The sequence below is a fragment of the Metabacillus bambusae genome, from assembly GCF_017497975.1.
Taxonomy (GTDB): domain Bacteria; phylum Bacillota; class Bacilli; order Bacillales; family Bacillaceae; genus Metabacillus; species Metabacillus bambusae.
The window spans coordinates 155,808-167,869 of record NZ_JAGDEL010000012.1; the positions used below are offsets into that span (position 1 = coordinate 155,808).

Sequence of the window (12,062 nt, forward strand, 5' to 3'; positions counted from 1 at the left end):
GAAGATAAAAATGGGATGGTTAAGTGATGTATTAAAACGTAACAGTGAACTTGAATGGATGTTTGATTTAGATCTCACCTATGAAACAACTCATCGTGCTTATTTAAAAAAAATGGCTTTGGAAACGTGTATTAACTTTATTGGTCGTACGATTAGCCAATCAGACTTTCGCTTCATAGAAAATGGAAAACGCCAGTTAAACGATTGGCATTATTTATTTAATGTTAGACCAAATACAGATCAGAGCGCGGCTGATTTTTGGCAGGACTTTATAAATAAATTGATTCATGAAAATGAGGTTCTAGCCATTCTCACAGATTCGAATGATCTGTTAATTGCAGATAGTTTTACACGAGATGAATTTGCGGTCTATCCCGATGTTTTTCGTAATGTCACAGTAAAGGATTATACATTCCAGCGATCATATCGAATGGACGAAGTCATCTATATAACTCACAACAATGAAAAACTAACGAAATTCATGGATGGTTTGTTCAATGATTATGCGGATTTATTTAGCAGGATGATGGAAGTTAGTTTACGAAATTATCAAATACGCGGAACTGTTGGTATGGATTCTACTCAAGACTTAACTAATGAAAACAAAACAAAACTTCAAGCTTTTATTGATAAGTTATTTGAATCTTTTAGAAGTAAATCCGTTGCGTTGGTTCCAAAGCTTAAAGGTTTTGAATATAACGAAGTGGCTAGTGGTGAAAATAACGGTCAATCCATTGAAGAATTGACCAAACTCAAGCGGTCTTTGATTGATGATGTAGCTAATATTTTAGGAATACCAAATGCTTTAATTCATGGAGAACTAGCAGAATATGAAACCAGCATTAAGGCATATGTAAAGTTTTGTATTAGTCCTTTGTTAAAGAAAATTCAAGATGAACTTAATGCAAAACTTTTGACGAAGAAAGAGTATTTAAGTGGTTCGAAAATAGAAGCGAAGTTTGTTGCTTATAGTAGCATTTTCGACATAGCAGAATCATTTGATAAATTAGTTGCTTCTGGAGGCTTCTCTAGAAATGAATTAAGAAAAGAGGCGGGACATGAAGAGGCAGACGATCCAGAATTGGACAAGTTTGTTATTACGAAAAACTATCAGTCTGCAGGTGCAGTTGAAGGAGGTGAGAATAAGTGAAGCATAAAATCAAAGGTGATATTACAAGTTGGAATTCTAGTATTTGGGATTTTAACTATAAAATGAGAAGCATCAAAGAAGATGAAGATATTGAGTTGGAAATTAACTCTTATGGTGGTGACGTATTTGCCGGCATTGACATTATGAATTCATTACGAGGGCACAAGGGAAATGTCACGATCACCATAACTGGTATTGCTGCAAGTGCTGCATCGGTTATCTGTATGGGTGCTGACAAAATCAGAATGTACTCTAATACTCAGCTAATGGTCCACAATGCATGGACAGTTGTGGCAGGAAATGCTAAGAAGTTACGTAAAGCAGCTGAAGATTTAGAAAGTATTGGGGAATCAGTTTTAGCTTCATACACACATCGAATCGATGAAGATACTGCAAAGAATTTACTTGATAAAGAAACATATCTCTCTGCATCAAAAGCAGTTGAATTAGGTTTAGTTGATGAAATTGTGGATGCAGATCCAGAAACAGTTGAGTCAGAAGTATTTAAAGACGAGGCAGATAAGTTCAATAATAAAATTGTTGCTTTTAAACAGAAATCATCCACAACTATTGGCGAAAAAGATTTCAACGAAATGAAACAACAATTTGATGAAATGAAAAATGAATTAGAAAAATTGAAGAAAAATCAAAAAGATGAACCGGAATCTACACCAGTTGTAGCAAAATCACGGTTCATTTTTTAATTTAAAAAAATCGGAGGTAACACTTATGGTTATGAAATTAAACAATCACACAGAGAATTATGAAAATGCAAAATTAAATTATGCGGCAGTAGTTAAAAATGAAGAATCAACACCAGAACAAATTGAAACAGCCTGGACAGAGATGCAAGATGCATTAGTTAATTCGTTAACAACCCAAATTTCAAATCACGTAGCTGCAAACACAGTTGATCAAGTTGTTTTATCTAATCGTGGTGTAGACGTAATGACAACAGAGGAAAACAAATTCTTCAATGCTGTTGTGCAATCAGACGGCTTTACTAATGATTTAATTTTACCTGAAACGGTAACAGAAAAAATTTATGAGGATTTAAAATCTGAACATCCCTTATTATCTGTTATCAACTTCCAAAATCTTGGTACAATCACACTTACTACAATCACATCTGAATATGAAGGCGCTGCTGTATGGGGACCAATCTTTGGTGACATCAAAGGTCAATTAGATGCAGTGTTCAAACAAGAAAATCTTGCGCAATCTAAATTAACAGCGTTCGTTGTATTACCAAAAGACCTTTCGAAATTTGGCCCAACATGGATAAAAGCGTACGTTCAAGAGCAAATCAAAGAGACATATGCAGTAGCTTTAGAATCTGCTGTAATTAACGGTGCGGGTCCTACAAAATATGAACCAATCGGTTTAATTCGCGATTTGGCAGCTGCTGTTGACCCAACAAATGGTCATGCTAAAAAAGCTGTAACAAATACATTAACGTTAGCTGACGATGACACAATCATCGAAGAATTCGCTGGCATCGGTGAATTATTATCGGTGAAACAGAACGGTAAACCATTAAATGTAGATGGCAAAGTAGCATTAATCATCAATCCAACGGACTCATGGAAATTACGTAAAAAATTCACGACACGCAATGCACAAGGTGCTTACATTACGAATGTTCCGTTTGATTTCAAAATCATCACTTCTTTATTTGCTACAGCAGGTGAAGTTATTGCTTTCGTTACAGACCGTTACGACGCATACCGTGGTGGTGGTGTTGAGGTGAAAGAGTATGACCAAACATTAGCTATTGAAGATTGTAATTTACACGTTGCAAAAACATTTGCCTTTGGTAAGCCACGCGATAACAAAGTAGCAGCAATTTATACATTGCAATTAGGAACAACTACAACTACCACAACAGTTTAATGGGAGTGATGTAAATGAGCATCACTGAGGGGATTTTGACAGAATTTAAAGAAAGGATGCACTTGGGTGATTTTGAAAACCAAAACCTAAGGCGCATCCTTTCTGCGTCTGTTATGGCTTTAAGAAGGTCTTGTGGAGATTATGACATATACACTCATGAAGAATTTAAAGAGCTTGTTTTTGAGCGTTCTCGTTATGCTTATAACGATGCTCTTGAATACTTCGAAACTAACTTTATAAGTCAGATTAATGGATTAGCAATTGATAAAGCTCTAGAGGAAATTGTAATCGATGATGAAACCACTACAACGACCACTACAACAACAGTAATATAGGGGTGGTAATATAATGCAACCATATAAATATAAACCGCCTAGAATTAATGCTGGGGAATTAAGGACACGTGTAACCTTCTTTGAATATGGACCGAATGAAGGACCATTTCCAGGTGAAAAAGAAATAAAAATTCTGTTTGAAACTTGGGCAAAAATTGATGAAGTGTGGATGAAAGATATAGAAATTGCTAAATCGAACGGTACTTTATCAGATTTAACGATTACTATTCGAGATCCTAAAGGTTCCTTTTTTCCGACGAATGCACATTATATTCAGATTCATACACAAGAATATGAACACCTTAGATATAACGTTAAACATGCTCTTCCTGATATACAAAATAGAGATTTCATTAAAGTAGTTTCAGGTGTTGTTTCATGAGTGTGAAAATAACAGGTTTAAATCAGTTACTCGGTGACTTAGAAAAACGTTTTGGAAAAGTGAAAATGCAACAGGTTAGTGATGCAGCTTTAATGGCGGGCGCTAAGGTATTTGTGAAAGAGTTGGAAAGTCAATTTGAAACTTTTAGAGATACGGGTGCTTCCATTGAAGAAATCACTATATCTGGTTTGGAATGGATTGGCGGCAAAAGAACAGTAAGAATCCATTGGAGAGGACCTGAAGAACGCTATCGTGTTATTCATTTAAATGAGTTCGGCACGATTCAGAATCCAAATCCAAAAGGTAAAGGTGCTATTGCTCGCGCTATGAGAAATAGTGAAAAAGCCTATATTAGAGCAGTAGAAGAAGCGGTAAGGAGGGGAATCTGATGATTTGGAAAATAAATGATGCTCTTAAAGTAGACCCAATCATTATTGAAAAGGTTGGTAATCGTATTAAATTTTACGAATATCCATCCACAGGGGATTTATCAGGTCCTTATATCATCATTGATCCGTTAGATACTCCTATACCATCAGACTATGCAGATAACAAATGGCTTACGGAAGACTACCTTTATCAAATTGAAGTATGGTCAAAAACATTATCTGATACTCAAGCTATCGCAAAACAGATTAGAAAGATCATGTGGGATACACTAGGTTTTGCTAATTATGGCGGCGGTGTTGATGAATGGGATAAAGATTTAAATATTTTTCGCGATGCTAGAAGGTATCGCGGTAAAGCTTATGTGGATGCCGAATAGGTGTCCTTTTTTATTTACTTAATCACAAGGAGGATGAAATAAATGGTTAAAAAATATAAAGCTTCCACAGGTGTAGATGAGTTTTACTATGGTGCATTAGACGAAACGGAAGTTGCTATTATTACTGGTTCACCTGAGAGAATTGAATTCTTACAAACTCTTAATATTGAAATGCCACAGGAACCAGTTAGAGCGTATGGAGATAACAAAACAGCTGAAATTGCAGTTTCAAACGGTAATGTTACAGTTACAGCTGCTTTTCATAGATTGCCTGAGGAAGATAAGGCGGTATTGTTTGGATTAGAAAAGACTGAAACTGGACTATATTCTTACGGGTCTACAGACACCCCGCCATATGTCGCTTGCATTTTTGCTAAAACATACCAAGATGGTTCAAAAGAGTGGGTTGGGTTACCTAAAGGACTCTTTATGCGACCTACAATTAATTCTCAAACAAAAGCGGATGGGGTGGAGTTCTCAACGGAAGAAACATCAGCTGAATTTATGGATCGTGAAGTCTCAGGGTTTACTGAGGAAAAATCCGTTGTTTTTGGACGAGATGAAAAAGGTTCTACAGCTCAACGTGATGCGTTATTTCAAGCTATCTTCGGAAAAGCATATCCAAGTACTGCTACAACAACCACAACAACAACGGTTTAATAACGAATGAAATATATACTTTGTCAGCCAGCCATCAAGCGTTTTGAATGGGAATTAGAAGTATGTATCACTCGATTAAAAAAACTAGGTATTAAAGATATTGTCCTGCTGTTTTCTCAGTGGGACAATTCTATACCTGATTATTTTCGGGAAAAATATCAAGTTGAAGTACATGTGTATGATGACCGTCCGAGAGATAAAAATTACATCCCGTCTGTAAAACCTTATTTATGGATGAAATATTTAGAGGAAGATAGATCGAGAGAAACTGATACTTATTTTTACCTTGATAGTGATGTGCTGTTAAGGGAAATACCAAAGGTAACACCTACAAAACAAATGTGGTATGCATCGGACTGTAAAGAATATATTGGCATTGATTATATCGACAGTAAAGGGTCAGACTTATTAGATCAAATGTGTGAAGTAATTGGAATTGATTCTTCAATCATTAGAGAAAATACTCCGATTGGTGGAGCGCAATGGGTTATTAATAACCCAACACATGAATACTGGAAGAAGGTTTATGAGGATTCGGTAAAACTTTATAAATTTCTTTCATCTATAGAATATAAATATGTTCGTAAAAATGGTTTAGGTTATACACCTATTCAAAAATGGACAGCTGAAATGTGGGCGCAATTATGGAATGTTTATCATTTTGGAAAAACAGTTAAATGCGTTGATGAATTAGATTTTTGCTGGCCAACAAATGATTTGAATAGATATTACGAAACAAAGATATATCATAATGCAGGAGTAGTTGATGATCATCAAAACTTATTTTTCAAAGGTAAATATGTAAACGAAACACCATTCAATGATGATTTTAGCATAATAGACAGAAGTAAAGCCTCAATTGAATATGTAAAAGCAATAAAAGAGGTTGCTGTTAAAAAAATAAAAGAAGCGGGTGGACAGGCAATGAAATATACTGTAATAGAAGGATTTGCAGATTTACAAGATAAAAATAAGCCATATTATGTTGGTGATAATTATCCGAAACCAGCAAATAAAAAGGTGTCTGCAGAACGATTAGAAGAATTAAGTACAACTAAAAATGATGCTGGAAGACCATTTATTAAAGAAGTAGAAGAGTAAGAGAGTAGTATGAGCTGCTCTCTTTTTGTTTTTTATAAAACTTTAGAAAAGAGGATTGTAAAATGGCAACTTTAAAACGTAATATGATCGAATTAGTAAAAGAGGTCAAAGAAGGTGAAATCGTTACAGAAAAATATTTAACTCCTGTTTTTATTCCCCTATCTGTCGTATATCAAGCAATCGATTTAACAAACGAATTGAAAAATGTGAGTAACAAAAATGAAAGGGATTTGATTGATAAATTAATCGACTTTTTGGCTAACGATATTTATAAAGGTCAATTTACTAAAGATGATCTAATCAACGGATTACACGCTCCAGATGCAATTGACACATTAAGTGAACAATTATTCTTTATTGCTCGAGGTTATCAAACAGACGAAGCAAAAAAGTACCTGGAGAAGAAGAATTGAGTGATGCTGACTTTACACCTGAAAAACAAAAAGAATATCTAGATAAACTTATTTTGTCCTTTGTTGAAAATGGAAAAAACATTAATGAAGTATTAGCAATGCCTTACCACTTTGTTGTAGAAATTCTCCATGAAAAAAATAAACCAAGAAAAGAAAAATCTCTTATTGCTGCATTTGGTGGGTAAGGGATTTTTAGTCCCTTAAAGAAGGGAGGATAAATATGACTGAAAAAATTGAAGGTCTCTCCATAGGGTTAGATCTGGACACACTCAAGCTAAATAGTGGGCTAACAGATCTACGTTCAAAAATGCGATTAGCGAATAGTGAAATGAAGGCTAACTTATCTGCTTTTGATCGTGGAGACAAGTCGATTAGTAAATATCAAACTACCCTAGATGGATTAAACAAGAAAATAGAAGTACAAAGGGCAATTACAGAAAAAGCACAAAAAACCTTTCAGAAAGCTGTTAAAGAATATGGCGAAGGCTCAAAAGAAGCAGAGAAAGCTGCTAACGCTTATAACAACCAATCTGCATCATTGCAAAGTTTGCAGAGATATATTAATCGAACTACAGATGAGCTTGAAGATTTACGAAAAGAACAGAAACGTAGTGAATCAGGTTGGACAACGTTCAAAAATGCAGCTGAAGATGCTGGATCCACGTTAACTGGAATAGGTGAAAGGATGCAAGGTGTTGGTCAAACACTGACTGCATCACTTACAGCTCCACTTGCTGGGTTCAGTGTAATGGCAGGGAAAATGGCGCTTGATTTCGACGCTTCACAAAGCAAAATGCAAGCTTCTTTAGGATTAACTGCAAAGGAAGCTGGAAAGTTAAGTGAAACAGCAAAAATTCTGTGGGAAGAAGGATTCGGCGAAAACGTTGATGAAATCTCTCAGACAATGACTAAAGTCGAACAAAACATGGGTGCTTTAAGCTGGGCTACACAAGAAGAATTAAAAGAGATCGGAAAGAGCGCATCCATTTTATTTGAGACCTTTGAAGCTGATGTAAATGATTCAACCAAGTCAGCTAATATGTTAATGATGCAGTTTGGACTAAGTAGTAAAGAAGCTTTTGATATGCTCACATGGGGATTTCAAAATGGACTTGACTACAGTGGTGAGTTTCTAGATACGGTAAATGAGTATAGTCCACAGTTTGCTGCCATGGGTATGAGTGCAGAAGAGATGTTTTCTATCTTTGAGCAAGGTGCGGTTAATGGTGCTTTCTCAATGGATAAAGTTGGGGATAGTGTCAAAGAATTTAATATCCGTATTAAAGACGGCTCTAAAACCACATCTGATGCGATGGGGCAATTAAGTAAAGAAACCCAAAAAATATGGAAAAGTTTCTTAGAAGGCAAAAAAACTGGTGCAGAAGTCATGGATGCTATTGTCGATGAATTAGCTGGCATGGATGACCAAGTGAAAGCCAATCAGATTGGAGTAGGCGTTTTCGGAACGACATTCGAAGATCTTGAAGCAGACGCTATTTACGCACTTGGTAATATGACTGGCGAACTAGTTGGTGTGGAAGATGCAACCTCCAAAGCTGGCGATGCGCTTCAAGATAATTTTGGAACAAGGGCTACCAAGTTGTGGCGTGATTTTCTGATGGATCTCGAACCGGTAGGAGATGTTTTACTTGATTTTGCAGAGGATGTTCTACCTAAAGTCGCTGATACAGTAGGTGATGTTACAGAAACTTTTGCTAATTTATCTCCAGAAGGTCAAAGAACGACACTTATTATTGGTGGTGTAGCGGCTGCAATCGGGCCATTATTAATGGGTCTAGGTGCTACAGTAGCAACACTTGGTCCATTAATTGGTAGTATCGATGGACTTTCCGGAGCCTTAACCTTACTTACCGGACCTGTCGGCTTAACAGTAGGAGCCTTAGCAGGACTTGGATTAGGTTTTATTACACTTGATAAAGAAATGGACAAACCAATTATTAAAAGTGACATATTTGAAGGGAAAATCTCAGAAAATACCCAAAAAATTATTGGATCTTATACAAAATTAAAAGATGAAGCCAGTCTTGCTTTAAGCCAAATGACATGGTCTCAAGAAGAAATTACTCAAAAGCATGTAGATAATATGGTAGCAAAATATCGAGAGATGACAGATCGAATTCTTCTACAAATGGATGACCGTAATACAAAAGAAAAAGAAAAAATGATGAAACACTTCGCGGAAAGTGACGCTTTAAGTACGGAAGAAGAAGCGAAGATTCTTGCTGGTATGGATGCGAATTACAACAAAAAGAAAGAAAAAGTATTAAATCAAAATGAGGAACAGTCTAAAATACTGCAAGATAGTTATGATAAGCACGGTGTCATTACACAAGAAGCCTCTAACAAACTGAATGCAATTGAACAACAAAAATACGAAACCATGATTAGTGCATCTGTTAAAAATAAGAGTGAACAAGAAACAATTTTAAGAAATTTAAAAAATCAATCCGAAATACTTACAACTGAAAAGGCAGCGAAGGTTGTTGCAAATTCAAAAAAGGAAACGAATGAAACTGTCAAGGAAGCTAATAAGCAATACCAAGGTATTGTTAATTGGGCAAAATATCAGCGTGATGTAACAGGTAATATCAAAGCTGAAGAAGCAAGGAAAATCATTAAAGAGGCAGAAAATCAAAAAAATGAAACTGTTGCTAAAGCCGAGGATACACATATACAAGTTGTTAAAGAAGCGCAAAAACAGGCAGGAGAACACGCTAGTCAAGTTAATTGGGAAACAGGTCAAGTTCTTTCCGGTTGGGATACCATGTATAACGGTGTTTTAGGTGCGATCAACTGGATTCGTGGTTTATTTAATAAAGAGCCTTTAAAGAAAAAAGGATCTGTACAAGAAAATAGTAGACAAAGAATGAAGAGACAAAATGCTAAGTTCTCTTATGCTAAAGGTACAACTTCAAGTGGTCATCCCGGTGGTCCAGCAATAGTCGGTGAAGAAGGAGAAGAACTTGCTTATATTCCCGGTAAAGGTGTAACTCTACTTGGAACAAGTGGCGCTGAATATCATAGTAACCTTCCACGGGGCACATCTGTTTTACCTAATAAACATACTGAAAATCTTTTAAAAAGTTACGGATTCCCGGGTTATGAAGATGGAATTGGTAGCTTTTTTGATGTTTTTCTAAAAGGATCAAGTAATGTTTGGGACTTAATGAAAGATAAATTTAGTCTGAGTGATAGTGTGTTACCATCTTGGTTAAACAAACATACAGGTAGCCCATTGAGTAATATCGGTAATATGGCGAAAGGGTGGATAAAAGGACTGTGGGATAACTGGTTTGGTGATGCCAGTAATATATCTGGATCAACTGGGTCAGGTGTTCAGAGATGGGCGGGACTTGCTAGACAAGCTTTAATGATTGAGGGGCAATATTCTAAAGCTAACTTAGATAGATTACTATACCAAATGCAAACTGAGTCTGGAGGTAATCCGAGAGCTATCAACTTGTGGGATATAAACGCTAAACGTGGAACACCATCTATGGGTTTATTGCAAACAATTATGCCAACCTATCAAGCTTATAAACATCCACAATTTGATAAAGGTCCTTACGACCCGATGAGTAACATTCTTGCATCTATTCGTTATGCTATGGCTCGTTATGGAAGTCTAGCTAGAGCATATCGAGGTGTGGGCTATGAAACCGGTGCTTATGTAGAAGATGATGGTTTATACCGTTTGGCTGAAGGCGGTTGGCCTGAGTGGGTTATTCCGGAAGATCCAGCACGTAGAACAGATGCAATGAAGTTATTAGCTTTAGCTGGAAAGCGAATTACGGGAAATAAGCGTCCTAATCAATTGCATAATGTAGGTGGTAATAGTGAATCAAATGACAGCCTGTTGCAAGCAGTATTAGAGCAAAACAGAATCCTAATGGCATTATTACAAAGTAGTCAAAATATCGAAAGAAAACCAATAATATCTGAAGGTGATATCGGACGAGCAGCTGAACGTTATGATTCTGGACAATCTAGTAAACATGCAATATTTAATGGGAGGGTGGCTTTCTAATGTTTCAAATATACAATGAGTCTTTTAACCCTATAGCCCTTCCATTAGATGATCTAGGGTATGGCTTGAAGGGTTTAGATGTAGAAGTGTCTTCCACTGCTCAAGATGTAACAGAGCATACTATACAAGGTGTACCTGGCACCATTGTAACAGGTTTTCGTGATAGTAGCCGAGACGCTACCTTAAATGCAAGATTAAAAGCAAAAGACGCAATTGACTACCGTTTGAAACGGGATCGAGTCTTTGCGTTTTTTAAACGTTTAGGGACATTTTATATAACTGAAAAACAACAAGGAAACAAATTAATAAAGGTTAGAGTTGTGGACAGTTATAAATTCGAACGTCCTGTTAATCTTCAAACATTTGCAACTGTGGAGATCCCCTTGAAGATTGTTGGACAACCATATTGGATTAGTCGTTTTACAAGTATGGATCTAGATAATAACGAAGGTGTTCCGTTTAATGATCATTGGTCTTTTGGTATGGGTCTAGAAGCGGATCTTGATAAATTGACTTATGTTTACGGAAACCAATCATCCTTTAATATCTTTAATGCTGGCACGGTTCCTATTAAAACGATTCAAGAAAAAGACAACTGTATTATAACTATTGAAGTTAATCAATCTGTTACTCATTTTAAATTATATGATGCTACGGGTCGTTATTTTGAATACAACCCTACTCATGAAGCAAGTTGGTCTTTGGTGTCTGGAAATAAGATTATATTAAATGGACACTACATGACTATGAATAACACCCCAATTATGGAACGGACTAATCGTTATTTTTTAAACTTATTACCAGGGAACAACGCATTTACAGTGGACGGATTATCAAATTACACCATTAGCTTTGATTTTCGCTTTAAGTATGATTAAGGAAGTGAGGAAATGACTCGTTATAACATCGATAATCCATTGAGTGATGACGGAAGAAATAAATTAAATAGTATGTTTGAAGAATTATACAATAAATACATTTCTTCAGGCGCGGATTCTAGTGAAGCAAAAATAAAAGCAGTTCAAGCATTAGCAAATTCTGAACAAACACAGAAAGAGTTAACACAAGCCATTCTTGCTGGAGACTCAAGTCCTTTAGGTGGTCAACTTTCTGTTGGATCTGATGGTACAATTCATGATGGTCCACAGGAAAGATTGATTGCAGAAAACCAAAAGCTTACTTCGGAATTGGCCAAAAAAGCGCTAAAAACAGATGTAGATACATTAACAACAAATAAGGCTGATAAAACATATGTAGATACCCAATTTGCTAATATTGTAGATGGTTCCCCAAAGGGGACTTATGCAACGTTAA

14 protein-coding genes are annotated in these 12,062 nt (G+C 36.1%); all 14 read left to right on the top strand.

Translation table 11 applies throughout. From position 1 onward, the window contains the following. The first annotated feature begins 10 nt into the window (after nucleotides 1-10). A complete protein-coding gene (locus I7822_RS16525; RefSeq protein WP_207980205.1) occupies nucleotides 11-1,150 on the top strand; it encodes a phage portal protein in 1,140 nt (379 codons plus the stop codon). Next, a complete protein-coding gene (locus tag I7822_RS16530; RefSeq protein WP_207980206.1) occupies nucleotides 1,147-1,854 on the top strand; it encodes a head maturation protease, ClpP-related in 708 nt (235 codons plus the stop codon). The genes I7822_RS16525 and I7822_RS16530 overlap by 4 nt, the downstream gene beginning before the upstream one ends. A gap of 25 nt (nucleotides 1,855-1,879) precedes the next feature. Further along, complete coding sequence (locus I7822_RS16535; RefSeq protein WP_207980207.1) at nucleotides 1,880-3,043, top strand: phage major capsid protein; 1,164 nt, start codon at nucleotides 1,880-1,882, stop codon at nucleotides 3,041-3,043. A gap of 14 nt (nucleotides 3,044-3,057) precedes the next feature. Next, nucleotides 3,058-3,378 carry a hypothetical protein gene (locus tag I7822_RS16540; RefSeq protein ID WP_207980208.1) on the top strand — a complete coding sequence of 107 codons (321 nt, stop codon included), beginning with the start codon at nucleotides 3,058-3,060 and terminating at the stop codon, nucleotides 3,376-3,378. Nucleotides 3,379-3,391: 13 nt separating this feature from the next. After that, complete coding sequence (locus tag I7822_RS16545; protein WP_207980209.1) at nucleotides 3,392-3,760, top strand: head-tail adaptor protein; 369 nt, start codon at nucleotides 3,392-3,394, stop codon at nucleotides 3,758-3,760. Next, nucleotides 3,757-4,149 (top strand): HK97-gp10 family putative phage morphogenesis protein, encoded by a 393-nt coding sequence (locus I7822_RS16550; RefSeq protein WP_207980210.1) that lies wholly within the window; start codon nucleotides 3,757-3,759, stop codon nucleotides 4,147-4,149. The genes I7822_RS16545 and I7822_RS16550 overlap by 4 nt, the downstream gene beginning before the upstream one ends. Further along, nucleotides 4,149-4,526 carry a gp17 family tail completion protein gene (locus I7822_RS16555; RefSeq protein ID WP_207980211.1) on the top strand — a complete coding sequence of 126 codons (378 nt, stop codon included), beginning with the start codon at nucleotides 4,149-4,151 and terminating at the stop codon, nucleotides 4,524-4,526. The genes I7822_RS16550 and I7822_RS16555 overlap by 1 nt, the downstream gene beginning before the upstream one ends. 42 nt (nucleotides 4,527-4,568) lie before the next feature. Continuing rightward, nucleotides 4,569-5,186 carry a major tail protein gene (locus I7822_RS16560; protein WP_207980212.1) on the top strand — a complete coding sequence of 206 codons (618 nt, stop codon included), beginning with the start codon at nucleotides 4,569-4,571 and terminating at the stop codon, nucleotides 5,184-5,186. Nucleotides 5,187-5,192: 6 nt separating this feature from the next. Next, nucleotides 5,193-6,287, top strand: a complete 1,095-nt coding sequence (locus I7822_RS16565; RefSeq protein ID WP_207980229.1) for a hypothetical protein — start codon at nucleotides 5,193-5,195, stop codon at nucleotides 6,285-6,287. A 62-nt stretch (nucleotides 6,288-6,349) separates the two neighbouring features. After that, complete coding sequence (gene gpG, locus I7822_RS16570) at nucleotides 6,350-6,700, top strand: phage tail assembly chaperone G (RefSeq protein WP_207980213.1); 351 nt, start codon at nucleotides 6,350-6,352, stop codon at nucleotides 6,698-6,700. After that, complete coding sequence (gene gpGT / locus I7822_RS16575) at nucleotides 6,697-6,885, top strand: phage tail assembly chaperone GT (protein WP_207980214.1); 189 nt, start codon at nucleotides 6,697-6,699, stop codon at nucleotides 6,883-6,885. Before gpG ends, gpGT begins: the two co-directional genes overlap by 4 nt. Before the next feature lie 35 nt (nucleotides 6,886-6,920). Continuing rightward, nucleotides 6,921-10,748, top strand: coding sequence for a phage tail tape measure protein (locus tag I7822_RS16580; RefSeq protein WP_207980215.1), 3,828 nt, complete (start codon nucleotides 6,921-6,923; stop codon nucleotides 10,746-10,748). Then, nucleotides 10,748-11,626, top strand: coding sequence for a phage tail domain-containing protein (locus I7822_RS16585; RefSeq protein WP_207980216.1), 879 nt, complete (start codon nucleotides 10,748-10,750; stop codon nucleotides 11,624-11,626). Before I7822_RS16580 ends, I7822_RS16585 begins: the two co-directional genes overlap by 1 nt. Nucleotides 11,627-11,638: 12 nt before the next feature. Further along, the coding region (locus tag I7822_RS16590) for a ferritin family protein (protein WP_207980217.1) at nucleotides 11,639-12,062 on the top strand (424 nt) is incomplete at its 3' end.